Genomic DNA, 23,327 nt, shown 5'->3' with positions numbered 1-23,327 from the left:
CCCGGCCCCCTGTGACGCTGGCGCCAGCGTCATATAATCGACCGCACAGTCCCACCACGACGAGCCCCGAGCCGCCGCAGAGCGGCGCATCCCGCGCGGATGCGCCCGCCGTGCGCGCGGACCGGCACACCGCACAGGGGTGGAGACATGACCGATCTTTCCAACGCCCGCCCGGCGGGCCGTGGATCACAGGCATCCGGCGCGCCCGCCGCGCCCGCCAACAAGGTCCGCTTCGTCACCGCGGCCGCCCTGTTCGACGGCCACGACGCCTCGATCAACATCATGCGGCGCATCCTGCAGGCGCATGGTTGCGAGGTCATCCACCTCGGCCACAACCGTGCCGTCGACGAGGTGGTCGCCGCCGCCCTGCAGGAAGATGTGCAGGGCATCGCCATCTCCAGCTACCAGGGCGGCCACGTCGAGTACTTCCGCTACATGATCGACCTGCTGCGCCAGCACGGCGGTGAGCACATCCAGGTGTTCGGCGGCGGCGGCGGCGTCATCGTGCCGGAGGAGATCCGCGCGCTGCAGTCCTATGGCGTGGCCCGCATCTACAGTCCCGAAGATGGCCAGCGCATGGGGCTGGACGGCATGATCGCCGACATGGTGCAGCGCTGCGACATCGACCTGGCGCGCTACGCGCCGGCCACGCTGGACGGTGTGCGCGGCGGCGACCGGCGCGCGCTGGCGCAGCTCATCACCGCGCTCGAGAACGGTGCCGCCGATGCCGCCTTGGTGCAGTCCCTGCGCGCGCAGGCGGCCACCGTGGCCACGCCCGTGCTCGGCATCACCGGTACCGGCGGTGCCGGCAAGTCCTCGCTGACCGACGAGCTGGTGCGCCGCATCCGCCTGGACCAGCGCGACGCGCTGTCGATCGCGCTGATCTCGATCGATCCGTCGCGCCGCAAGTCGGGCGGCGCCCTGCTGGGCGACCGCATCCGCATGAACGCGATCCACCATCCGCGCATCTTCATGCGCTCGCTGGCCACGCGCGCCGCCGGCGGCGAGATCTCGCCGGCCCTGCCGGAGGTGATCGCGGCCTGCAAGGTGGCCGGCTTCGACCTGATCCTGGTCGAGACTTCCGGCATCGGCCAGGGCGATGCGGCCATCGTGCCGCATGCCGACCTGACGCTCTATGTGATGACGCCCGAGTTCGGCGCCGCCAGCCAGCTCGAAAAGATCGACATGCTGGACTTCGCCGATTTCGTCGCCATCAACAAGTTCGACCGCAAGGGCGCGCAGGACGCCTGGCGCGACGTCGCCAAGCAGGTGCAGCGCAACCGCGCGCAGTGGCATGCCAGGCCGGAAGAGATGCCGGTCTACGGCACGCAGGCCTCGCGTTTCAACGACGATGGCGTGACCATGCTCTACCAGGGCCTGCGTGAGGCGCTGGCCGCGCGCGGCGTGCGCTTTGCGCCCGGTGCGCTGCCGCAGGTGGCAGGCCGCATCTCCAGCGGGCGCAATGTGATCGTGCCGCCGGCGCGCAGCCGCTACCTGGCCGAACTGGCCGACACCGTGCGCGCCTACCATCGCCGCGTGGCCGCGCAGAGCGTGCTGGCGCGCGAGCGCCAGCAGCTGCGCGAGGCGCGCCGCATGCTGGGTGAGGGCGGTGAGGGCGGTGAGGGCGGCGTGGCTGGCGTGGCTGGCGACGCCGAGGCGGCGGCCGCGCGGCTCGCCGCGCTGGAAGCCGCGCGCGATGCCGCGCTGGGCGACGCCGAGCGTGCGCTGCTGGCGCAGTGGCCGGCGCTGCGGCAGGCCTATGCCGGTGACGAATACGTGGTGCGTATCCGCGGGCGCGAGATCCGTACCGGCCTGGTGAGCACCACGCTGTCGGGCACCAAGGTGCGCAAGGTGGTGCTGCCGCGCTTCGAGGACGAGGGCGAGGTGCTGCGCTGGCTGATGCGCGAGAACGTGCCCGGCAGCTTCCCCTATACCGCCGGCGTGTTCGCCTTCAAGCGCGAGAACGAGGATCCCACCCGCATGTTCGCCGGCGAGGGCGATGCCTTCCGTACCAACCGCCGCTTCAAGCTGGTGTCCGCGGGCATGGAGGCCAAGCGCCTGTCGACCGCCTTCGACTCGGTCACCCTGTATGGCGAGGATCCCGGACTGCGGCCGGACATCTACGGCAAGATCGGCAATTCCGGCGTGTCCATCGCCACGCTCGACGACATGCGGGCGCTGTACGACGGCTTCGACCTGTGCAGCCCGTCGACCTCGGTGTCGATGACCATCAACGGCCCGGCACCGACCCTGCTGGCGATGTTCATGAATACCGCCATCGAGCAGCAGCTCGACAAGTTCCGCGCCGACAACGGCCGCGTGCCGGCCGCCGAGGAAGCGGCCAAGATCCGCGACTGGGTGCTGCAGAACGTGCGCGGCACGGTGCAGGCCGACATCCTCAAGGAAGATCAGGGCCAGAACACCTGCATCTTCTCCACCGAGTTCTCGCTCAAGGTCATGGGCGACATCCAGGAGTACTTCGTGCACCACCAGGTGCGCAATTTCTACTCGGTGTCGATCTCCGGCTACCACATCGCCGAAGCCGGCGCGAACCCGATCTCCCAGCTCGCCTTCACGCTCGCCAACGGCTTCACCTATGTCGAGGCCTACCTGGCGCGCGGCATGCAGGTCGACGACTTCGCGCCCAACCTGTCCTTCTTCTTCTCCAACGGCATGGACCCCGAGTACAGCGTGCTCGGCCGCGTGGCGCGGCGCATCTGGGCGGTGACGATGCGCGACAAGTACGGCGCCAACGAGCGCAGCCAGAAGCTCAAGTACCACATCCAGACCTCGGGCCGCTCGCTGCACGCGCAGGAAGTCGATTTCAACGACATCCGCACCACGCTGCAGGCGCTGATCGCCATCTACGACCACTGCAACTCGCTGCACACCAATGCCTTCGACGAAGCCATCACCACGCCCACGGCGGAGTCGGTGCGGCGCGCGCTGGCCATCCAGCTCATCATCAACCGCGAATGGGGCGTGGCGAAGTGCGAGAATCCCAACCAAGGCAGCTTCCTCATCGAGGAGCTGACCGACCTGGTCGAGGAAGCCGTGCTGCAGGAATTCGAGCGCATCGCCGAGCGCGGCGGCGTGCTGGGGGCGATGGAGACCGGCTACCAGCGCGGCAAGATCCAGGAAGAGTCGCTCTACTACGAGCAGAAGAAGCACGATGGCACGCTGCCCCTGATCGGCGTCAACACATTCCGCAATCCGGAAGGTGATCCCATCCCGCAAAAATTGGAGCTGGCGCGCTCCAGCGAAGACGAGAAGCAGAGCCAGCTGGCGCGTCTGGCGGCCTTCCATGCCGCCCATGCCGAAGCGGCGCCGGCCATGCTGGAACGGCTGCGCGAGGCCGTGGTGGCCGACCGCAATGTCTTTACCGTCCTGATGGACGCGGTACGTGTGTGCTCGCTCGGGCAGATCACCCATGCCCTGTTCGAGGTGGGCGGACAGTACCGCCGCAATATGTAGCTTGCGCCGCCGCGCCCGTGCTGCACTGCGTTAAACTCAGGGTTTGCGCGTGGCGCCGGCACGGGTCTCCTGCCTGCTTGCCTGCCTGTCCGCGCGCCGGCCCGCCAGCGGGCGCATCGAGAACCCAACGCATCCAGGAGTGCCGTGTACGATCCGAACAATGTCTTCGCCAAAATCCTGCGCGGAGAACTGCCCTGCTTCAAGGTGTACGAGGACGACCAGACGTTCGCCTTCATGGACATCATGCCGCAGGCCGACGGTCACCTGCTGGTGCTGCCAAAGGAAGCCGCCGCCGAGATCTTCGAGCTGTCCGAGCCGGCGGCGCAGGCCGCCATGCGCACCACCCAGCGCCTGGCGCGCGCGGTGCGTGCCGCCTTCCAGCCGGACGGCCTGTTCATCGGCCAGTTCAACGGTCCAGCCGCCGGCCAGACCGTGCCGCACGTACATTTCCACGTGATCCCGCGCGCCGAGGGCCAGCCGCTGCGCCGCCACGCCAACGAAAAGCAGGACCCGGCCGTGCTCAAGGCGCACGCCGAGCGCGTCATCGCGGCACTGGCCGAACTGGCCTGACATAGCGCCCGCGCGCGCCGCGCCATCGGCGCGATCGCATCGCAAGCAGAATCCAGCAGAATCCAGCAGGACCAACCAGAAGAGAAGGAAGACAACATGGGTATCAGGACAGTAGGCATCGTCGGCGCGGGCACCATGGGCAACGGCATCGCCCAGGCATGCGCGGTGGCGGGCCTCGACGTGGTGATGGTCGACATCAGCGAAGCCGCGGTGCAGAAGGGTGTGGCCACCGTGGCCGGCAGCCTCGACCGTCTGATCAAGAAGGACAAGATCAGCGAGGCCGACAAGGCCGCCGCGCTGGCGCGCATCAAGGGCTCGACCGCTTATGATGACCTGAAGGCCACCGACATCGTGATCGAGGCCGCCACCGAGAACTACGAGCTCAAGCTCAAGATCCTCAAGCAGATCGATGCGCTGGTCGGCCCGGAGGTGATCATCGCTTCCAACACCTCGTCGATCTCGATCACCAAGCTGGCTGCCGCCACCAGCCGCGCCGACCGCTTCATCGGCATGCACTTCTTCAACCCGGTGCCGGTGATGGCCCTGGTCGAGCTGATCCGCGGCCTGGCGACCAGCGACGAGACCCACGCCAAGGTGGAGGCGCTGGCCAAGGAACTGGGCAAGTATCCGATCACCGTGAAGAACAGCCCGGGCTTCGTCGTCAACCGCATTCTGTGCCCGATGATCAACGAGGCCTTCTGCGTGCTGGGCGAAGGCCTGGCCTCGCCGGAGGAGATCGACGAAGGCATGAAGCTGGGCTGCAACCACCCGATCGGGCCCTTGGCACTGGCCGACATGATCGGCCTGGACACCATGCTGGCCGTGATGGAAGTGCTGTACACCGAGTTCGCCGATCCGAAGTACCGTCCCGCCATGCTGATGCGCGAGATGGTGGCGGCCGGCTACCTGGGCCGCAAGACCGGCCGCGGTGTCTACGTCTACAGCAAGTAAGCCTCAGCGCGGGCCATGGGCCCGCCGCACCATGCAGAACGGCCGCGGGAGCGATCCCGCGGCCGTTTGTCTTCGGGATGGATGGCTGTCGTGCGCGGCGCGCCCGCGGCCACGCGATTGCTACTGCGCCGCGGCCCAGGCCACCTCGTTCGAGGCGCGCCACAGGCGGTAGCGCACCTCGAAGCCGTCCGGCACATAGACCACCAGCGGCAGGCGGCTGTTGTAGCGCAGCAGCTGGGTGTCGCCGCGCACCTGCACGAAGGCGTCGCGGTCTTCCTGGCCGGGGCAGGCACGCATGGTGGCCGCCGGCCCCTTGGCCTCGTCCAGCCGGTAGTAGGTGTAGCCCCAGCCCTGCACGGTTTCCTCGCGCAGGCTGCCGCCGAACCAGTGCTGGTTGCAGTCCACGCGCAGCGTCTTGCCGATCATCAGCTCGACGCGCAGGTCCGCCTCGGACGGGTCGGCCGGCAGAGCGATCACGAAGCGCTTCTGCCCTGCCTGCGCGGCCGGGAACATCTTGATGCTGTCGGCCGTCACCTGATGCGCGGCCGGCTGCGAGGCGGCATCCGCGGCGGCAGCGGCGCCGCTCGCCATGGCCAGCACGGCGCAGGCGGTCCATGCCTGCCAGCGCGGGAGTCGGATAGCGTGGTTCGATTTCATGCCTTGGCTCCATTCATGGTCTATGGGTTCGATGTGGCGGGCGGCTTCCGGTTCCGATGCCGTTGCGATCGTTGACGATTCGGCGCAGGCGCGTCCGCGCCGTCGGTGCCGACGCCCGCGACGCCCGCTATTTATTCGCCGTACTGCCGCAGGCCGTCCAGATCGATGACCTCCACCATGCCGTAATCCACGCGCACCAGGCCCTGCTGTTCCAGCACCTTCAGGGCCTGGTTGGCGCGCTGGCGCGAGATGCCTGCCAGCAGGCCGATCTCCTCCTGCGAAATCTCGATGCGCGTGCCGATGCCCGGATAAAGCTGCTCGTTCAACAGCGAGGACACGGCACGCGCCACGCGCGAGTCGATGTCGAGCAGGCGCTCGTACTCCACCGCGGCAATGAACTGCCCCAGCCGCTCATTGAGCTGGGTCAGCAGGAAACGCGAGAAGGGCAGGCTGGTGTCGAGCAGCCACTGGAAGGTCTCCTGCGGCATGAAGGCGATGCGCGACGCGCGCAGTGCCATCACGTCGTACTTGCGGATCTCCGACTTGAGCACCGCGCCTTCGCCGAACCAGCCGCCGGTGGGCACGCCGGTGAAGGTGACGGACTTGCCCGAGGGCGACACGGTGGTGATCTTGACGATGCCGTCCAGCACGCCGAGCCAGTGCTCGGCGACGTCGCCCTTATGGCAGACGTAGTCGCCCTGGCTGTATTCATTGACGAAGACGGCGCGCCGCACGCGTTCGCGCTGCGCATCGCTGAGTCCGGCTGCCCACACGCAGCGGTCTACGAAATCGTTGAGCATGGCCTGCAAGCACTCCCGTAGGGATTAACCCGGAATTGTCACCGGCGTGACAACCGGTCGAATCGGCATCGACTATCTTACGACCACAACGGAACCGCACAGGCCGCCGCCAGCACAAAGCGCGGCAGGGCAAGCGGGGCGTGATGCGCTGCGGCAACACAGCGCCGCAGCCAAACCGCCCAAGTATAACGATCGGTCAGGGACATGACAGCCGTGGCGGCATCCCGCCCCGGAGGGACAGGAGACAGCGATGCAGGAATCGTCGGCGACGACCTTTCCGCGCCTGCTGCTGGCGCACGCCCAGCAGCGGCCGGCACACCCGGCTTACCGCGAAAAGGACCTCGGCATCTGGCAGACCTTCAGCTGGGAGCAGGCGGCGCAGCAGGTGCGCGCGCTGGCCTGCGGGCTGGCCGCGCTCGGCTTTGCGCGCGGCATGAATCTCGCGGTGGTGGGCGACAACCGCCCGCGCCTGTACTGGGCCATGACCGCCGCGCAGGCGCTCGGCGGCGTGCCGGTGCCGCTCTACCAGGACGCCGTGGCCGCCGAGATGGCCTACGTGCTCGAGGATGCCGAAATCACCTTCGCCGTGGTGGAGGACCAGGAGCAGGTCGACAAGCTGCTGGAGCTCGAGGAACAGCTCGCGCAGAAGGGCGGCACGGTGCGCCACGTGATCTACGAGGACCCGCGCGGCCTGCGTGACTACGACCATCCCTCGCTGCTGTCCTATGAGCGGCTGCTGGAGATCGGCCGCGACTACGACCGCGCCCATCCGGGCTTCTTCGAGGGCGCCGTGCAGGCCGGCTCGCCTGAGGATACGGCGATCATCCTCTATACGTCCGGTACCACCGGCAAGCCCAAGGGCGTCTGCCATGCGCACCGGGGCCTGATCGGCGCGGCGCGCAACGGCTGCGGCTTCGACGGCCTGAGCGCCGCCGACGACGTGCTGTCCTACCTGCCCATGGCCTGGGTCGGCGACAACCTGTTCTCCTACGCGCAGGCCCTGGTGGCCGGCTTCACGGTCAACTGCCCGGAGTCGCGCGAGACGGTGATGACCGACCTGCGCGAGATCGGCCCGACCTACTACTTCGCGCCGCCGCGTATCTACGAGGGGTTGCTGACCCAGGTGATGATCCGCATGGAGGACGCCGGCTGGATCAAGCGCAAGCTCTTCCACTGGGCGATGGGGGTGGCGCGCCGCTGCGGCACCGATATCCTCGACGGACGGCCCGTGCCGCTGGCCGAGCGCGCGCGCTATGCGCTGGGCGAACTGCTGATCTACGGACCGCTGCGCAATGTGCTCGGCATGAGCCGCATCCGCGTCGGCTATACCGCGGGCGAGGCGATCGGTCCCGACCTGTTCCGCTTCTACCGCTCGATCGGCGTCAACCTGAAGCAGTTCTACGGCCAGACCGAGACCTGCGCCTACGTCTGCCTGCAGCCGGACGGCGAGGTCAAGTTCGATTCGGTAGGCCGCGCCGCGCCCGGCATGGAGATCCGCATTGCCGACAACGGCGAGGTGCTGGTGCGCGGCGTGGGGCTGCTCAAGGAGTACTACAAGCGCCCCGAGGCCACGCGCGAGGCCATCAACGACGAGGGCTATTTCCTCACCGGCGATGCGGGTGTGATCGACGCCGACGGCCACCTGAAGATCATCGACCGCGCCAAGGACGTCGGCAAGCTGGCGGACGGCGCCATGTTCGCGCCCAAGTACATCGAGAACAAGCTGAAGTTCTTCCCCTACATCAAGGAAGCGGTGGCCTTCGGCGGCGGGCGCGACCGCGTCTGCGCCTTCCTCAACATCGACTTCGAAGCGGTCGGCAACTGGGCCGAGCGCCGCCACCTGCCGTATGCCGGCTACATCGACCTGGCGGGCCAGCCGGAGGTGATCGCCATGCTCGCCGAGTGCGTGGCGCAGGTGAACGCAGACCTGGCCGGCGATCCCATGCTGGCCGGCTCGCAGATCGCACGCTTCCTGGTCCTGCACAAGGAACTGGATCCGGACGATGACGAGCTGACGCGCACGCGCAAGGTACGGCGCGGCTTCATCGCCGAGAAATACGCGGTGCTGATCGAGGCGTTGTACGCAGGGCACGGCGAGCAGTTCATCGAGACGCGCGTCAAGTTCGAGGACGGGCGCGAGGGCAGCGTGTCGGCCACGCTGAAGCTGGTGGATGTGCAGCGCTTCCCGGCCGGTGCCGGGCGGGCGGCGGCACGGGCGGCATGAACGCCATGAATGGCATCAATCGCATCAATGGCATGGACGGCACGAGCGGGAGCGCGAGCATGGACCGGATGGCTTGGCAGGGCCAAGGGATGACACGGCAGGCCGACGGCCCGCCCGAATGGCGCGGTGCGGCGCGCGGCGCGCTCGGCGCCGGCGGCGGTGCGGCCGGTGGCGCGGATGCCGCCGGCGACGCGCCGGCCGCGGACGCCGCCGCGGGGCTGGCAGGCGGTGCGGCCGGACACGGCGAGCCACGCCCGCACGGCGCGGCACAGGTGCTGCTGGACCTGCAGCACATCTCGCTGTCGTTCGGCGGCGTCAAGGCGCTGACCGACATTTCCTTCGATGTACGCGAGCACGAGATCCGCGCCATCATCGGCCCCAACGGTGCCGGCAAGAGTTCGATGCTCAACGTCATCAACGGTGTCTACCACCCGCAGCAGGGCCGCATCGTGTTCCGCGGCGAAGAGCGCCGCCGCATGCACCCGACCGCGGCGGCGCGCCAGGGCATCGCGCGCACCTTCCAGAACATCGCGCTGTTCAAGGGCATGACGGTGCTGGACAACATCATGACCGGGCGCAACACGCGCGTGCGCAGCGGCCTGCTGGCCAATGCGCTGTGGTGGGGGCCGGCGCGGCGCGAGGAGATGGAGCACCGGCACAAGGTCGAGGAGGTGATCGACTTCCTCGAGATCCAGGCCATCCGCAAGACGCCGGTGGGGCGGCTGCCCTACGGCCTGCAGAAGCGCGTGGAACTGGCGCGCGCGCTGGCGGCCGAGCCTTCGCTGCTGCTGCTCGACGAGCCGATGGCGGGCATGAACGTGGAGGAGAAGCAGGACATGTGCCGCTTCATTCTCGACGTGAACCGGCAGTTCGGCACCACCATCGTGCTGATCGAGCACGACATGGGTGTGGTGATGGACATCTCCGACCGCGTGGTGGTGCTCGACTACGGCAAGAAGATCGGCGACGGCACGCCCGGCGAGGTCAAGTCCAGCCCCGAGGTGATCCGCGCCTACCTGGGCGCGGCGCACTAGGAGCCGGCTTCCCGCGGCGCCGTGCGCCGCAGGCGTGGGGATGCAGGCAATACAGGGAATGCAGGGAATACAGGGAATTCAGGAAGCACAGGGAACCCATGAACTTCTTTTTCGAGATCCTGATCGGCGGCCTGCTGTCCGGCCTGATGTACTCGCTGGTGGCGCTGGGCTTCGTGCTGATCTACAAGGCGTCTGGCGTGTTCAATTTCGCCCAGGGCGCGATGGTCTACTTCGCCGCGCTGGCGGTGGTCGGACTGATGGACAAGGGGCTGCCGATGTGGGCGGCCGTGATCGGCGCCTTCGCCGTGATGATCGTGGTGGGCATCAGCACCGAACGCCTGGTGCTGCGCAAGCTGGTCAACCAGCCGCCCATCACGCTGTTCATGGCCACCATCGGCCTGTCCTTCTTCCTCGAGGGACTGGGGCCGCTGCTGTTCGGCAACGAGGTGCGCCCGATCAACCTGGGCATCGTCGACGAGCCCATCGAGGCCATCCTGACCCGCTTCAATATCGTCGTCTCCAAGTTCGACCTGGCGGCGGCGGCCATCGCCGGCGTGCTGGTCGGGGCGCTGGCGCTGTTCTTCCAGGTCACCAAGGTCGGCCGTGCGCTGCGCGCGGTGGCGGACGACCACCAGGCGGCCTTGTCGCTGGGCATCCCGCTGCAGCATATCTGGGCCGTGGTGTGGGGCGTGGCCGGCTTTGTCGCCCTGGTGGCGGGCATGCTGTGGGGCTCGCGCAACGGCGTGCAGTTCGCGCTGACGCTGACCGCGCTCAAGGCCCTGCCGGTGCTGATCCTCGGTGGCTTCACCTCGGTGCCGGGCGCCATCGTCGGCGGGCTGATCATCGGCGCCTCGGAGAAGCTGGCGGAGATCTACATCCCGCCGCTGTTCCAGTCGGTGTTCGGCGGCAACTTCGGCGGCATCGAGGGATGGTTTCCCTATGTGTTCGCGCTGCTGTTCCTGCTGGTGCGGCCCGAGGGGCTGTTCGGCGAAAAGCATATCGACCGCGTGTGACGCCGGCGTTCACCGCCAGGCCTTACCACGCACCGCATCGCAGTCGAGGAGACATCCATGTTCTACCGTGAAGCCGGCCAGTTCAAGACCAGCTATATCGCCGACAGCCAGATCTTCCCCATCCGCCAGGACCGCATCGGCTTCGCGCTGCTGATGGCGCTGGCGTGCGTGGCGGTGCCGCTGACGGCCACCGAGTACTGGCTCTCGGCCATCCTGATCCCTTTCCTGATCTTCGGCCTGGCCGCGCTCGGCCTCAATATCCTGACCGGCTATGCCGGCCAGCTGTCGCTCGGCACGGCCGCCTTCATGGCAGTCGGGGCCTACGCCGCCTACAACTTCCAGCTGCGCGTGGAAGGCATGCCGGTGCTGCTGACCTTCCTGATGGCCGGCCTCTCGGCCGCCATGGTGGGCGTGCTGTTCGGCCTGCCCTCGCTGCGCATCAAGGGCTTCTACCTGGCGGTGGCGACGCTGGCCGCGCAGTTCTTCGTGGTGTGGGCGCTGACCAAGTTCCCCTGGTTCTCCAACAACAGCTCCTCGGGCGTGATCACCGCCCAGCGCCTCGACCTGTTCGGCCTGCCGATCGACACGCCGGTGCGCAAGTACCTGTTCGTGCTGGGCATCGTCGCGGTGCTGGCGCTGGCCGCCAAGAACCTGGTGCGCTCGGCCACCGGGCGGGCCTGGATGTCGGTGCGCGACATGGACGTGGCGGCCGAGGTGATCGGCATCCCGCTGATGCGCACCAAGCTGCTGGCCTTCGCCGTCAGCTCCTTTTACTGCGGCGTGGCGGGGGCGCTCTATGCCTTCTGCTACCTCGGCTCGGTCGAGCCCGACGGCTTTTCGCTGGACCTGTCCTTCCGCATCCTGTTCATGACCATCATCGGCGGCGTGGGCAGCATCCTCGGTTCCTTCCTCGGCGCCGCCTTCATCCTGCTGCTGCCGATCCTGCTCGACAACGTGCTGCCGGCGCTGGCCGCGCTGCTGCACCTGCCCTTCACCAATGCCGCGGTGTCGCACGTGCAGCTGATGGTGTTCGGCGGACTGATCATCTTCTTCCTGATCGTCGAGCCGCACGGGCTGGCGCGCCTGTGGCAGATCGGCAAGGAGAAGCTGAGGCTGTGGCCGTTCCCGCATTGAAACCGGGCGCCGCCGCCGCGCGGGCGGACGGCGGCGCGCTCGAGACAACAACTAGCAGTGCCTACAAGGTCAAGGAGACAGTCATGACATCACCGATCCTCAATGCGCGGTCCCAGGCGCGGTCCCTGGCGCTGGCGCTCGGCGCCGCCGCCGCCCTGCTGCTGCCGGCCATGCCGGCCGCCGCGCAGGGCAGCGAGCAGTTCGTCGCGCTGCCGAGCTACCGCGTGGGCCCCTATGGCGCCAACGGCCAGTCCTGGTATGGCGGCTTCATCGACTATCTCAACTATGTCAACCTGAAGGAGGGCGGCGTCAACGGCGTCAAGCTGAGCTGGGAAGAGTGCGAGACCGAGTACAACAACGCCAAGGGCGTCGAGTGCTACGAGCGCCTGAAGTCCAAGAGCACGGTCAGCCGCGGCACCGCCTACCACACCATGTCGACCGGCATCTCCTACGCGCTGGTGGACAAGACCGCCGCCGACAAGGTGCCGCTGGTGATGATGGGCTACGGCCGCACCGATGCGGTGGACGGCTCGGTGTTCCCCTATGCCTTCCCGCTGGTGACCACGTACCAGATGCAGGTATCGGCCATCGTCAAGTTCCTGACCGCCAAGAACGGCGGCTCGCTGGCCGGCAAGAAGATCGTCTACCTGTACCACGATTCTGCCTACGGCAAGGAGCCGATCGTGGCGCTGCAGGCGGAGGCCAAGCTGGGCAAGTTCAACCTGGTGGAGATCCCGGTCGCGCATCCGGGCAACGAGCAGGGTGCGCAGTGGCTGAAGATCCGCCAGGAGAATCCCGATTACGTGATCTTCTGGGGCTGGGGCGTGATGAACCAGACCGCGCTGAAGGCGGCGCAGAAGGTCGGCTTCCCGCGCGACAAGATGATCGGCTCGTGGTGGGCCGGCTCCGAGGAGGACACGGTGCCCGCGGGCGAGGCCGCCAAGGGCTATATGAGCGCGACCTGGAACGTCGCCGGCAAGCACGTGCCGCTGATCGCCGACATCGAGAAGGTGCTGTACGGTGCGGGCAAGGGCAATATGCAGGACAAGGCCAAGGTGGGGTCCGTGCTCTATAACCGCGGTGTGTCCGCCGCGGTGGTGACCGTGGAAGCGATCCGCGTGGCGCAGGGCAAGTTCGGCAAGGGCAAGGTGATGAGCGGCGAGGACATGCGCTGGGCCTTCGAGAACCTCGACCTGAGCAATGCCCGGCTGCAGCAGCTCGGTGCCACCGGCCTGCTGCCGGAGCTGAAGACCAGCTGCGAGAACCACGAGGGCTCGGGCAAGGTGAAGATCCAGCAGTGGGACGGCAGCAAGTGGGTAGTCGTGTCCGACTGGGTCGAGGGCAACAAGAACCTGATCCACCCGCTGTTCAAGGCCACCGCGGCGCAGTACGCCAAGGAGAAGGGCATGAAGCCGGCCTGTCTCAAGTCCTGAGCCGGGCCCCGGGGCGTGGCGCCGCTGCGGCGTCGCATCGCCGTCGCGCCCCGGCTTGGCATTGTCCTGGTCGCTTCTTTCCGCACCTTCCGAGCCGCATCATGAGCCTGCTGTCCGTCAACAATATCGAAGTCATCTACGACCACGTGATCCTGGTGCTCAAGGGCGTCTCGCTCGCGGTGCCGGAGGGCAAGATCGTCGCCTTGCTGGGTGCCAACGGCGCCGGCAAGACCACCACGCTCAAGGCCATCTCCAACCTGTTGCGCGCCGAGCGCGGCGACGTCACCAAGGGCACGATCGAGTTCCGCGGCCAGCGCGTCGACCAGCTCACGCCCAACGAACTGGTGCGGCGCGGCGTGATCCAGGTGATGGAGGGGCGCCACTGCTTCGCCCACCTGAGCATCGAGGAGAACCTGCTCACCGGCGCCTATACGCGCGGGCTGTCACGCGCGCAGACGCGCGAGGCGCTGGAACGCATCTATGCCTACTTCCCGCGCCTGAAGACCCGGCGCAAGTCGCAGGCGGGCTATACCTCGGGCGGCGAGCAGCAGATGTGCGCGATCGGGCGGGCCATGATGGCCAATCCCAACATGATCCTGCTCGACGAACCGTCGATGGGGCTGGCGCCGCAGATCGTCGAGGAGATCTTCGAGATCGTGCGCGACCTCAACACGCGCGAGGGCGTGAGCTTCCTGCTGGCCGAGCAGAACACCATGGTGGCGCTGCGCCACGCGGACTACGGCTACATCCTGGAGAACGGCCGCGTGGTGATGGACGGCGCGGCCGAGGCGTTGCGCGACAACGAGGACGTCAAGGAGTTCTACCTGGGCGTGGCGGCCAACGACGCCGACGGCGGGCAGCGGACGTCGTTCCGGGATGTGAAGAGTTACCGCCGCCGCAAACGCTGGCTCGCCTGAGACGGGGGCATGGATCTGCTGCGCGGGCCGTGGCGGGTCCTGCGATGCTCGCCGTACCGATGTACGGCTGCGCTTCTCGGACCCGCCACGACCCGCTCGCTACGATCCCTGCCCCCGTCTCGCGAGCGCTATCCGGTTTTCCCAATGCCGCCCGGCTGCGCCGGCGGAAGGGCTTTCTTTCTGCACCGACCTATCGATCATGGCTGAACATTTCGATTCGCTGGAGACGCGCGCCCCCGAGCTGCGCGAGCGGGAGCTGCTGGCGGCCTTGGCGCGCCAGGTGGCGCATGCGCAGGCGCATGCGCCGTATTTCGCCGAGGCGCTGCGCGGCGTGGATGCGCGTGCGCTGGTGTCGCGCGAAGCGCTGGCGGCATTGCCGGTGACACGCAAGGCGGACCTGGCCGCGCGCCAGGCGGCGCTGTCACCGCTTGGCGGCCTCAACGCGACGCCGCTGGGCCGGCTGCGCCATGTCTACCGCTCGCCGGGACCGATCCATGAGCCGGATGGCCATGGCGAGGACTGGTGGCGCGTGGGCCGGGCCATGTTCGCCGCCGGCTTCCGCGCGGGTGACCTGGTCTACAACACCTTCTCCTATCACTTCACGCCGGCCGGCATGATGATGGAGTCGGGCGCGCACCGGCTCGGCTGCTGCGTGTTCCCGGCCGGCGTGGGCCAGACCGAGTCGCAGGTGCAGGCACTGGCGGAGCTGCAGCCGCAGGCCTACGCCGGCACGCCGTCCTTCCTGAAGATCCTGCTGGAGCGCGCCGACGAACTGGGGCAGCCGTGCGCCGGCCTGCGCAAGGCGCTGGTCTCGGGCGAGGCGCTGCCGCCGTCGCTGCGCGGCTGGTTCACGGCGCGCGGCATCCAGGTGCGGCAGATGTACGGCACCGCCGACGTCGGCCTGATCGCCTACGAGAGCGAAGGTGCCGACGGCTGGGTGGTCGACGAGGGCGTGCTGGTGGAGATCGTCGAGCCGGGCGGCACGCGGCCGATGGCCGAGGGCGAGACCGGCGAGGTGGTGGTGACGGTGCTGGCCAACGGCGACTATCCGCTGGTGCGCTTCGGCACCGGCGACCTGTCGGCGGTGGTGCCCGATTCAGCGCGGCGGCCGAGTGCCTGCGGCCGTACCAACATCCGCCTCAAGGGCTGGCTCGGTCGGGCCGACCAGGCGGCCAAGGTCAAGGGCATGTTCGTGCATCCCGGCCAGGTGGCCGAGATCGTGCGGCGCCATCCGGAGGTGCGTGCCGCGCGGCTGGTGGTGACGGGCGCGGTCGGCGACGACGCCATGACGCTGCACTGCGAAGGCGAGGCCGGCGCGGCGCTGGCCGAGGCGGTCGCGGCTTCGCTGCGGGACATCACGCGCCTGCGTGGCGAAGTCCGTTTCGTTGCCGCCGGCAGCCTGCCGCAGGACGGCAAGCTGATCGAGGATGCGCGCCGCTACGACTGATCCGCGCGGCTGCCGTCGGCCGGCCGGGTCGGCAGCCGCAGCATCCATACGCTGACCGCGGCGGCGCAGGCGATCAGGGTCAGCGAGGCGGCAGGGCGCGCCCGCATCAGCCAGGCGGTGGTGCCCATCGACAGCCACATCATGCTCAGCGCCAGGCACTTGGCGCGGCGCGGGATGCTGCGGTGGACCTGCCAGTCGTACACCAGCGGGCCGAAGCGCGGGTGCGCCAGCAGCCAGCGGTGGAAGCGCGCCGAACCGCGCGCGAAGCAGCCGGCGGCCAGCAGCACGAAAGGCGTGGTCGGCAGCAGCGGGAGGAAGATACCGATCACGCCGAGCGCGAGGCTGAGCAGGCCGAGCGTCACCCATAGCGCGCGCACGGCGCGGGACGCCCCCGATGGATGTCCGGCCGCCGCGGGCAGGCCCGCGGCGCCGTCCAGGCTGCGATCGCCGTCCGTCATGTGCTCCTCGTGTGCACCCGTGGTGTGCTCCTGGTGCTCCTGGCGCGCCCGCTGTCAGCGCACGATGCCCAGGCGCGCCTTGGCCGCATCGTATTCGCGCTTCATGCGTGCCACGATCTCGCCGACGGCGGGGATGTCGGCGATCTGTCCCACGCCCTGGCCGGCGCCCCAGATGTCCTTCCACGCCTTCGCCTTCGAGCTGCCGCTGGAGAAATCCATCTTCGACTTGTCGGCCACCGGCAGGTCCTCCGGGTCCAGCCCGGCGTTCTCGATGCTCTCGCGGATGTAGTTGCCGTGCACGCCGGTGAAGAGGTTGGTGTAGACGATGTCGGCGGCGGCCGACTCGGTGATCGAGCGCTTGTACTGCTCGCTCGCATGCGCCTCCTGCGAAGCGATGAAGCGCGTGCCCACGTAGGCGAAGTCGGCACCCATGGCCTGCGCGGCCAGCACCGCGTCCCCGCTGGCGATGGAGCCGGACAGTGCGATCACGCCATCGAAGATGCGGCGCACCTCGCCGACCAGCGCGAACGGCGACAGCGTGCCGGCATGGCCGCCGGCACCCGCCGCCACCAGGATCAGGCCGTCCACGCCGGCCTCGATGGCCTTCTCGGCGTGGCGCAGGCTGATGACGTCGTGCAGCACGATGCCGCCGTAGCTGTGCACGGCGTCGATCATTTCCTTGACCGGCGCGCGCAGCGAGGTGATGAAGATGGGTACCTTGTGCTCAACGCAGACGCGCACATCCTGCTCCAGGCGCGCGTTGGAAGCATGCACGATCTGGTTGACCGCGATCGGGCCCACCGGCGCGCCGGGGTTGGCGGCGCGGAAGGCGGAAAGATCCTCCTGCATCTGCGTCAGCCACTCGTCGAGCAACTCGGCCGGACGCGCATTCAGCGCGGGAAAGGAGCCGACGATGCCGGCCTTGCACTGCGCCAGCACCAGCTCGGGATAGCTGACGATGAACATCGGCGAAGCGATGACCGGCAAGGCAAGGTTCTGCAGGGCCGGCGGGATTTGCTTGGCGGCGGGCATGGGGTCTCCTGGACTACGTGGCGCACGCATCGCGTACGCAGATGAACGGTCGTTCGATTATAGGGAGTTTTGGCCGCGCGGCGCGAACCCCCGCCGCGCTGGATGAAGCCACCAGGAGACGCCAACCCCATCGGCCAAGCATAGTGTCTTGGCTTCCTCTTCCCCGGCCCCTCTCCCGCATGCGGGAGAGGGGAGACAACCGGCGCGGCGCGGACCTTGCCGCACCGGAAGAAGGACAAAAAAAATGCCCCGCGATACCGCGGGGCAATGACCACGAAGACTGATAGGAAGAGAAGGAGGGACACCTGCCAATGCCGCACTCCCCGATGCGCAATATAGCGGCGCAATGTGACATCCAGGCGACAGGATGGGCGCGGCACCCGGCAGGCGCGGCACGGCCGTGGTGCGGGCCGTGCGCATTGCCGCCTACATCTTCTCCAGCAGCAGTCCCTTCAGGTATTCGCCTTCCGGGAAGGCGGCCAGCATCGGATGGTCGGTGCCGGCGGACAGGCGGCGCAGGATGCGGGCGTCGGCGCGCGCATCGGTGGCGGCGCCGGCCACGATCTTCTGGAACAGCTCCATGCTGATCGCGCCGGAGCAGGAGTAGGTGAACAGCAGGCCGCCCGGGCGCAGCAGCTGCATGCCGACCAGGTTGATTTCCTTGTAGGCGCGCGCGGCGCGGTCGATGTGCTGGGACGACGGGGCGAACTTGGGCGGGTCCAGCACGATCAGGTCGAACTGGCGGCCCTCGGCACGGAACTGGCGCAGGGACTTGAAGACGTCGGCATCCATCCAGGTGGCGCGCGCCGGGTCGAAGCCGTTCAGCGCGACATTGCCCGCGGCGATCTTGAGCGCGTCGCCCGAGGAGTCGATCGAGGTCACGGCGGTCGCGCCGCCGCGCAGCGCGGCCAGCGAGAAGCCGCCGGTGTAGCAGAAGCAGTTCAGCACTTCACGGCCCTGCGCGAGGTCGCCGACCAGGCGGCGGTTGTCGCGCTGGTCGACGTAGAAGCCGGTCTTGTGGCCATTGCGCACGTCGACGTAGTAGCGCACGCCGTGCTCGGTGACGGCGAGCTCGGGATCGGGCTCGGCGCCGGCCAGTACGCCGGTCACCAGCGGCAGTCCTTCGCGCTCGCGCACGGCGGCGTCGGAGCGCTCGTAGACGTTGGGGCAGCCGGTCTCCTTGACCAGCGCCTGCACCAGCGCGTCCTTCCATTGTTCGACGCCGGCGGCGTTGAACTGGCAGACGAGCTGGCCGCGCTCGCCGCTGCCGTAGTAGTCGACGATCAGTCCCGGCAGGCGGTCGGCCTCGCCGAACACCAGGCGCACGGCGTCGGTATCGCTGACCCACTGCCGGCGATGGGCGACGGCGGCGGCGATGCGGCGCTTGAACATGGCGTGGTCGACCGGCTCGTTCTCGTCGAAGGTCCAGACACGCACGCGGATCTGCGACGAGGGGCTGTAGGCACCCTTGGCCAGGAAGCGGCCGTCGGCCGCGCGGATGATGACGGTGGTGCCAGCTTCGCAGCGGCCTTCGGTGGAGGCGATGCCGGTGGCGTAGACCCACGGATGGCGTCGCAGCAGGGACTTTTCCTTGCCTGGCTTGAGGGTGACGATGTTCATCGGAACGGGAAGGGGGCTGGCGCCGCGGCGGATGCGGGCCCAGCGCGAGGGTTGGTGATTATCAGAGGGGGGCGGGCCGGTGGCCGGCCGCGCGGCGGCCGGCCCGGCGCCTTACAGCACGATCTTCACCATCGGGTGCGAGGTCAGCGCGCGGTACAGGTCGTCGAGCTGTTCGCGGCTGGTCACCCAGACGGTGGCGGTCAGGCCGAGGTAGTTGCCGTTGCGCGAGGGCCGCATTTCCATCTTGCCGGCATGGAAGTCGGGATCGAACCCCTGCACCACGGCCACGATGGTCTCGGCGAAATCCTCCTGCATCGTGCCCATGATCTTGATCGGGAAGTGGCAGGGGTATTCGATCAGCGATTCCTGCTGCGCCGGGGCTCCCGGCTTGCCGCCACCGGTTTGGTCGGACGTCATGGCTATATCTCCAGCTTGCTTGCGCTTACTTGCGCTTTTACTTGCGCTTGAACCACAGGCGGATGGTGTCCCACAGGCGGCCGAAGAAGCCGGCCTCGGGCACGTCTTCCAGTGCCACCACGGGGAATTCCGCCACCTTGTTGGCGCCGTCCATCAGCTTGACCGTGCCGACCTGCTGGCCGGCGGCGATCGGCGCCACCAGCAGCTCCTGGCGTTCCAGCACCGGCTTGAGGCGGCCGCCGATGCCCTTGGGCACGGTCACGAAGGTCTCGTTCTGCACGCCGATCTTGACCGTGCCGCTCTTGCCCTTGTAGATCTCGGGCGTGGCCAGCACCTGCCCCTTGTCGTACAGCCGCAGCGTGTCGAAGAACTGGAAGCCGTAGTTCAGGACCTTCAGGCTTTCCTGCGTGCGGATCTGGTCGGTCGCGGTGCCGATCACGATCGAGATCAGGCGGCGCGATCCGTTGGGCACATTGGCCAGCGGCCGCTTGGCCGACGAGATCAGGCAGTAGCCGGCGGATTTGGTGTGGCCGGTCTTGACGCCGTCGACGGTCGGATCGATGTACAGCAGGCGGTTGCGGTTCGGCTGCCTGATCTTGTTATAGGTGAACTCCTTCTGCGAGTACATGGTGTAGTACTCGGGGAAGTCCTTGATCAGGCGCGCGGTCAGCGTGGCCAGGTCGGCCGCGGTGGTGTAGTGGTTCGGGTCGGGGATGCCGTCGGTGTTGGCGAAGTGGGTGTTCTTCATGCCCAGCCGCTGGGCCTCGCGGTTCATCATCGCCACGAAGCCCTCTTCGGAGCCGCCGGTGGCCTCGGCCAGCGCCAGCGAGGCGTCGTTGCCCGATTGCACGATCAGGCCGAGCAGCAGGTCGCGCACGCTGACCGGCTTGTTCGGCTCGATGAACATGCGCGATTCGTCGCTCTTGACCTTGAGCACGATATTGGTCGGCACCACGGTCTGGTCCAGGGTGAGGCGCTTTTCGTGCAGTGCCTCGAACACCAGGTAGGCCGTCATCAGCTTGGTCAGCGAGGCCGGCTCGATGCGCGCGTCGGCGTTCTGCGAGGCCAGGGGCTGGCCGCTGGTGGCGTCGTACAGCATCCATGCCTTGGCGGCCACCTGCGGCACGGGCACGCCCTGGGCGCGCACCGCGACCGGCGCGGCGGCAAGGACGGCGCCGGCCACGAGGGCGGCGGGGGCGATGGCGGACGCGAAAAGCGGCGTGGCTCGATTCAGCATAGTTGAGTTTCCGACAGAGAAAGGTCGCAGGGGAGAACGATCCGCGGGGCTGGCTGCCGCCGTGGCGTCACCGCTCCCATGCGTTGACGACGAGCTGCTTGATCAGGTGCAGCTTGCGGTGAAAGAAGTGATCCGCGCCGGGGATCACGATGACGGGCAGCTCCTGCGGGCGGGCCCAGTCGAACACGCTGCCCAGCGGCACCGTGTCGTCCTGTTCGCCGTGGATGACGATGGTGTCGGCGGGCACCGCGGCGACCTGCCAGCGGCTGGCCGCCGTGCCCACCATCACCAGCCGCTGCGCGGCCGTGCCGGCTTCGGCCAGGCGGCGGGCGACGTGGCTGGCCACGTAGCTGCCGAAGGAGAAGCCGCCCAGCGCCAGCGGCAGCGTGGCCGCCTGCGGCGACCAGGCGGCCTGCGTGCGCATCCACGCGATCACGGCCAGCAGGTCGTCCTGCTCGCCGACGCCGTTGTCATGCTCGCCGGCGCTGCCGCCGACGCCGCGGAAGTTCGGGCGCACGGTGGCGTAGCCGAGCTGCACGAAGCTGCGTGCCAGCGTCTGCGCCACCTTGTTGTCCTTGGTGCCGCCGAACAAGGGATGCGGATGGGCCACCAGCGCGAGTCCGCGCGGCGCTTCGCCCTGCGGCAGGTCGACCGACAGGTCGATGGCGCCGACGGGACCGGCAATGGAGAGAACCTGGGTGTGCGCGTTCATAGAGGCAGGATCTGGCGATGCGAAGGCAAGGTGGAAGGAGGCCGGCGCCGGGCGGGGCTGCGGTCCGGCGCGCGGCGCGGCGGCGGGCTGCCCGGCCGCCGGGCTCAGCGATCGACCATCAGGCGCTCGACCGGCTTGCCGTGCACCAGATGGCTGTCGATGATTTCGTCGATGTCCTGCTCGTCGACGAAGGTGTACCAGACGGCCTCGGGGTAGACCACCAGCACCGGTCCGAGTTCACAGCGGTTCAGGCAGCCGGCCTTGTTGATGCGCACGCGTCCTTCGCCACCGGCGATGCCGAGTTCCTTGCAGCGCTTCTTGGCGTATTCCTGCATGGCCTTGGCATTGTGCGTGGCGCAGCAGGCTTCGCCCGGCGCGCGTTCGTTCAGGCAGAAGAAGACGTGGTGTTGGTAGTAGCTGCTCATGCGTGCTGTGGCGCGTGCGGCGGCACGCGGGCCGCCCGTGCCGCGCGGGACGGTGGTGAGTGTGGAAGGTCGGAATTATACGGCTTGGCGGACGCGGAACCTGCCACTCGCGGCCGCGTCAGGCACGCCGTCCGGTCCCGTGTCGGACCCGCGGCGGGCCGCTGAGATGTATCCAGCGCGCATCCGCCGGGCTCCCCGCCGCCATAAGTGGATGATCGGACGCCCGGATCGGGGCCGTCTCTCCGAAAACCCGGATTGGCGCTTTCCGGATTTCCGGAAAGCCGGAGCCGGCGGCACCTCGCCTGAGTAACATTTCCTTGCAAATCAAAGGCTTGATGCGGCTCCTGGCGCTGGCATGCACGTTGCAAAGAGTCCTGTGGCAGCGCCGCGACCGGAACGGCGCGCGGCCGCGGCGGCTCTCCCGCCGGGCCTAAAGAACCGAGGACGACATCATGAGGAAACCCTTCTACAAGATCCTGTACGTACAGGTGCTGTTCGCCATCCTGGTCGGCATCGTGCTGGGACACTTCTGGCCGGATACCGGCATCTCGATGAAGCCGCTCGGGGATGGCTTCATCAAGCTGATCAAGATGATCATCGGGCCGATCATCTTCTGTACCGTGGTGTCGGGCATCGCCGGCATGCGCGACATGAAGAAGGTCGGCCGGGTCGGCGGCAAGGCGCTGCTGTACTTCGAGGTCATCTCCACCTTCGCGCTGCTGATCGGCCTGGGCGCGGCCCACCTGCTGCAGCCGGGCGCGGGCTTCAACATCGATCCGGCCACGCTGGATACCAAGTCGATCTCGCAGTACGTGTCCAAGGCACATGGCCAGAGCACGGTCGAGTTCCTGATGCACATCATCCCGGACACGATCTTCAGCGCCTTCTCCAACGGCGACATCCTGCAGATCCTGCTGGTCTCGCTGTTCTTCGGCTCCGCGCTGGCCGCCATGGGCGACCGCTCGCGCATCGTCTTCGACCTGGTCGAGCAGGTCTCCAAGGTCTTCTTCCACATCGTCCACGTGATCACCAAGGTCGCCCCGCTGGGCGCCTTCGGCGCGATGGCCTTCACCATCGGCAAGTACGGTCTCGGCTCGCTGGTGCCGCTGCTCAAGCTGATCGGCACCTTCTACTTCACGGCGATCGTGTTCGTGCTGGTGGTGCTCGGCACGGTGGCGCGCCTGACCGGCTTCTCCATCATCCGCTTCGTCGCCTACATCAAGGAAGAACTGCTGATCGTGCTGGGCACCAGCTCGTCGGAAGCGGCGCTGCCCCACCTGATGGAAAAGCTGGAACGGCTCGGCTGCTCCAAGTCGGTGGTCGGCCTGGTGGTGCCCACCGGCTATTCGTTCAACCTGGACGGCACCAATATCTACATGACGATGGCGGTGCTGTTCATCGCGCAGGCCACCGGCATCGAGCTGACGCTGATGCAGCAGCTCACCATCCTGGCCGTGGCCATGATCACCTCCAAGGGCGCCAGCGGCGTGACCGGTTCCGGCTTCATCACGCTGGCGGCAACGCTGGCCGTGGTGCCTGACATCCCGGTGGCCGGCATGGTGCTGATCCTGGGCATCGACCGCTTCATGAGCGAATGCCGCGCGCTGACCAATATCATCGGCAACGGCGTGGCGACGGTGGTGGTGTCGGCCTGGGAGCGCGAGCTCGACCGCACCCAACTGGCCCGCGCGCTGCGCCACGGCGGCGAACTGGCCGACGATCTTGGCGACGCAGGACAGAGCGCCCGCTGAGAGGGCGCAGGGCGGCCGCGC

At 68.1% G+C, this 23,327-nt stretch carries 20 protein-coding genes; 11 read left to right on the top strand and 9 right to left on the bottom strand.

Features of this window, described 5'->3' with window-relative positions; translation table 11 throughout:
• Window positions 1-147 precede the first annotated feature (147 nt).
• The 3 genes from icmF to BKK79_RS09060 all read left to right on the top strand — a co-directional run bounded on the left by icmF (window position 148) and on the right by BKK79_RS09060 (window position 4,995).
• Window positions 148-3,474 carry a fused isobutyryl-CoA mutase/GTPase IcmF gene (gene icmF, locus BKK79_RS09070; RefSeq protein WP_071037555.1) on the top strand — a complete coding sequence of 1,109 codons (3,327 nt, stop codon included), beginning with the start codon at window positions 148-150 and terminating at the stop codon, window positions 3,472-3,474.
• Window positions 3,475-3,618: 144 nt separating this feature from the next.
• A complete protein-coding gene (locus BKK79_RS09065) occupies window positions 3,619-4,044 on the top strand; it encodes an HIT family protein (RefSeq protein WP_071010842.1) in 426 nt (141 codons plus the stop codon).
• Between the two features lie 24 nt (window positions 4,045-4,068).
• Window positions 4,069-4,995, top strand: coding sequence for a 3-hydroxybutyryl-CoA dehydrogenase (locus BKK79_RS09060; RefSeq protein ID WP_335582873.1), 927 nt, complete (start codon window positions 4,069-4,071; stop codon window positions 4,993-4,995).
• Between the two features lie 120 nt (window positions 4,996-5,115).
• Here BKK79_RS09060 and eco read toward each other — a convergent pair whose 3' ends face one another.
• Together eco and BKK79_RS09050 are read right to left on the bottom strand one after the other, a co-directional pair.
• Entirely contained in the window at window positions 5,116-5,652 is a 537-nt protein-coding gene (gene eco, locus BKK79_RS09055; RefSeq protein ID WP_071037554.1) for a serine protease inhibitor ecotin, read from the bottom strand.
• A gap of 131 nt (window positions 5,653-5,783) precedes the next feature.
• Window positions 5,784-6,452 (bottom strand): Crp/Fnr family transcriptional regulator, encoded by a 669-nt coding sequence (locus BKK79_RS09050; RefSeq protein WP_071010845.1) that lies wholly within the window; start codon window positions 6,450-6,452, stop codon window positions 5,784-5,786.
• Window positions 6,453-6,702: 250 nt separating this feature from the next.
• Between BKK79_RS09050 and BKK79_RS09045 the strand changes: the two genes are divergently transcribed.
• The 7 genes from BKK79_RS09045 (at window position 6,703) to BKK79_RS09015 (ending at window position 15,654) form a co-directional block, all read left to right on the top strand.
• Window positions 6,703-8,676: an AMP-dependent synthetase/ligase gene (locus BKK79_RS09045; RefSeq protein WP_071037553.1), complete on the top strand. Its 1,974-nt coding sequence runs from the start codon at window positions 6,703-6,705 to the stop codon at window positions 8,674-8,676.
• Window positions 8,677-8,735: 59 nt separating this feature from the next.
• A complete protein-coding gene (locus tag BKK79_RS09040; RefSeq protein WP_071038478.1) occupies window positions 8,736-9,710 on the top strand; it encodes an ABC transporter ATP-binding protein in 975 nt (324 codons plus the stop codon).
• Between the two features lie 98 nt (window positions 9,711-9,808).
• Window positions 9,809-10,723 (top strand): branched-chain amino acid ABC transporter permease, encoded by a 915-nt coding sequence (locus BKK79_RS09035; protein WP_071010847.1) that lies wholly within the window; start codon window positions 9,809-9,811, stop codon window positions 10,721-10,723.
• Window positions 10,724-10,780: 57 nt separating this feature from the next.
• Window positions 10,781-11,857 carry a branched-chain amino acid ABC transporter permease gene (locus BKK79_RS09030; RefSeq protein WP_071037552.1) on the top strand — a complete coding sequence of 359 codons (1,077 nt, stop codon included), beginning with the start codon at window positions 10,781-10,783 and terminating at the stop codon, window positions 11,855-11,857.
• A gap of 83 nt (window positions 11,858-11,940) precedes the next feature.
• Window positions 11,941-13,290, top strand: a complete 1,350-nt coding sequence (locus tag BKK79_RS09025; RefSeq protein WP_071010849.1) for an ABC transporter substrate-binding protein — start codon at window positions 11,941-11,943, stop codon at window positions 13,288-13,290.
• A gap of 101 nt (window positions 13,291-13,391) precedes the next feature.
• Entirely contained in the window at window positions 13,392-14,207 is an 816-nt protein-coding gene (locus tag BKK79_RS09020) for an ABC transporter ATP-binding protein (RefSeq protein ID WP_071010850.1), read from the top strand.
• Between the two features lie 199 nt (window positions 14,208-14,406).
• Window positions 14,407-15,654: a phenylacetate--CoA ligase family protein gene (locus tag BKK79_RS09015; RefSeq protein WP_071010851.1), complete on the top strand. Its 1,248-nt coding sequence runs from the start codon at window positions 14,407-14,409 to the stop codon at window positions 15,652-15,654.
• Here BKK79_RS09015 and BKK79_RS09010 read toward each other — a convergent pair.
• From BKK79_RS09010 to BKK79_RS08980, 7 genes are all read right to left on the bottom strand, one after another.
• Window positions 15,645-16,112: a YbaN family protein gene (locus BKK79_RS09010; protein ID WP_084084619.1), complete on the bottom strand. Its 468-nt coding sequence runs from the start codon at window positions 16,110-16,112 to the stop codon at window positions 15,645-15,647. The two genes, BKK79_RS09015 and BKK79_RS09010, sit on opposite strands and share 10 nt — an antisense overlap.
• Window positions 16,113-16,166: 54 nt before the next feature.
• Window positions 16,167-17,144 carry an NAD(P)H-dependent flavin oxidoreductase gene (locus BKK79_RS09005; RefSeq protein WP_071037551.1) on the bottom strand — a complete coding sequence of 326 codons (978 nt, stop codon included), beginning with the start codon at window positions 17,142-17,144 and terminating at the stop codon, window positions 16,167-16,169.
• A gap of 426 nt (window positions 17,145-17,570) precedes the next feature.
• A complete protein-coding gene (locus BKK79_RS09000) occupies window positions 17,571-18,764 on the bottom strand; it encodes a class I SAM-dependent rRNA methyltransferase (protein ID WP_071010853.1) in 1,194 nt (397 codons plus the stop codon).
• 111 nt (window positions 18,765-18,875) lie between these two features.
• A complete protein-coding gene (locus BKK79_RS08995) occupies window positions 18,876-19,181 on the bottom strand; it encodes an HP0495 family protein (protein ID WP_071010854.1) in 306 nt (101 codons plus the stop codon).
• Window positions 19,182-19,218: 37 nt separating this feature from the next.
• Window positions 19,219-20,418 (bottom strand): D-alanyl-D-alanine carboxypeptidase family protein, encoded by a 1,200-nt coding sequence (locus BKK79_RS08990; protein ID WP_071010855.1) that lies wholly within the window; start codon window positions 20,416-20,418, stop codon window positions 19,219-19,221.
• Between the two features lie 67 nt (window positions 20,419-20,485).
• On the bottom strand, window positions 20,486-21,130 hold the full coding sequence (locus tag BKK79_RS08985) for an alpha/beta hydrolase (RefSeq protein ID WP_071010856.1): 645 nt from the start codon (window positions 21,128-21,130) through the stop codon (window positions 20,486-20,488).
• 104 nt (window positions 21,131-21,234) lie between these two features.
• Entirely contained in the window at window positions 21,235-21,555 is a 321-nt protein-coding gene (locus BKK79_RS08980; RefSeq protein ID WP_071010857.1) for a (2Fe-2S) ferredoxin domain-containing protein, read from the bottom strand.
• Window positions 21,556-22,007: 452 nt separating this feature from the next.
• Here BKK79_RS08980 and BKK79_RS08975 point away from each other — a divergent pair, with 452 nt between their 5' ends.
• Complete coding sequence (locus BKK79_RS08975; protein WP_071010858.1) at window positions 22,008-23,306, top strand: dicarboxylate/amino acid:cation symporter; 1,299 nt, start codon at window positions 22,008-22,010, stop codon at window positions 23,304-23,306.
• The last annotated feature ends 21 nt before the right edge of the window (window positions 23,307-23,327 follow it).

It is taken from the genome of Cupriavidus sp. USMAA2-4, from assembly GCF_001854305.1.
Lineage (GTDB): Bacteria > Pseudomonadota > Gammaproteobacteria > Burkholderiales > Burkholderiaceae > Cupriavidus > Cupriavidus malaysiensis.
Note: the sequence above shows the minus strand (reverse complement) of the source record. Positions and strands in the feature narration are given on the sequence as shown.

Coding starts and splice junctions, on each gene's coding strand:
- icmF (WP_071037555.1), top strand. CDS start 148: ATGACCGATCTTTCCAACGCCCGCCCGGCGGGCCGTGGATCACAGGCA.
- eco (WP_071037554.1), bottom strand. CDS start 5,652: ATGAAATCGAACCACGCTATCCGACTCCCGCGCTGGCAGGCATGGACC.
- BKK79_RS09050 (WP_071010845.1), bottom strand. CDS start 6,452: ATGCTCAACGATTTCGTAGACCGCTGCGTGTGGGCAGCCGGACTCAGC.
- BKK79_RS09045 (WP_071037553.1), top strand. CDS start 6,703: ATGCAGGAATCGTCGGCGACGACCTTTCCGCGCCTGCTGCTGGCGCAC.
- BKK79_RS09040 (WP_071038478.1), top strand. CDS start 8,736: ATGGACCGGATGGCTTGGCAGGGCCAAGGGATGACACGGCAGGCCGAC.
- BKK79_RS09035 (WP_071010847.1), top strand. CDS start 9,809: ATGAACTTCTTTTTCGAGATCCTGATCGGCGGCCTGCTGTCCGGCCTG.
- BKK79_RS09030 (WP_071037552.1), top strand. CDS start 10,781: ATGTTCTACCGTGAAGCCGGCCAGTTCAAGACCAGCTATATCGCCGAC.
- BKK79_RS09025 (WP_071010849.1), top strand. CDS start 11,941: ATGACATCACCGATCCTCAATGCGCGGTCCCAGGCGCGGTCCCTGGCG.
- BKK79_RS09020 (WP_071010850.1), top strand. CDS start 13,392: ATGAGCCTGCTGTCCGTCAACAATATCGAAGTCATCTACGACCACGTG.
- BKK79_RS09015 (WP_071010851.1), top strand. CDS start 14,407: ATGGCTGAACATTTCGATTCGCTGGAGACGCGCGCCCCCGAGCTGCGC.
- BKK79_RS09010 (WP_084084619.1), bottom strand. CDS start 16,112: ATGACGGACGGCGATCGCAGCCTGGACGGCGCCGCGGGCCTGCCCGCG.
- BKK79_RS09005 (WP_071037551.1), bottom strand. CDS start 17,144: ATGCCCGCCGCCAAGCAAATCCCGCCGGCCCTGCAGAACCTTGCCTTG.
- BKK79_RS09000 (WP_071010853.1), bottom strand. CDS start 18,764: ATGAACATCGTCACCCTCAAGCCAGGCAAGGAAAAGTCCCTGCTGCGA.
- BKK79_RS08995 (WP_071010854.1), bottom strand. CDS start 19,181: ATGACGTCCGACCAAACCGGTGGCGGCAAGCCGGGAGCCCCGGCGCAG.
- BKK79_RS08990 (WP_071010855.1), bottom strand. CDS start 20,418: ATGCTGAATCGAGCCACGCCGCTTTTCGCGTCCGCCATCGCCCCCGCC.
- BKK79_RS08985 (WP_071010856.1), bottom strand. CDS start 21,130: ATGAACGCGCACACCCAGGTTCTCTCCATTGCCGGTCCCGTCGGCGCC.
- BKK79_RS08980 (WP_071010857.1), bottom strand. CDS start 21,555: ATGAGCAGCTACTACCAACACCACGTCTTCTTCTGCCTGAACGAACGC.
- BKK79_RS08975 (WP_071010858.1), top strand. CDS start 22,008: ATGAGGAAACCCTTCTACAAGATCCTGTACGTACAGGTGCTGTTCGCC.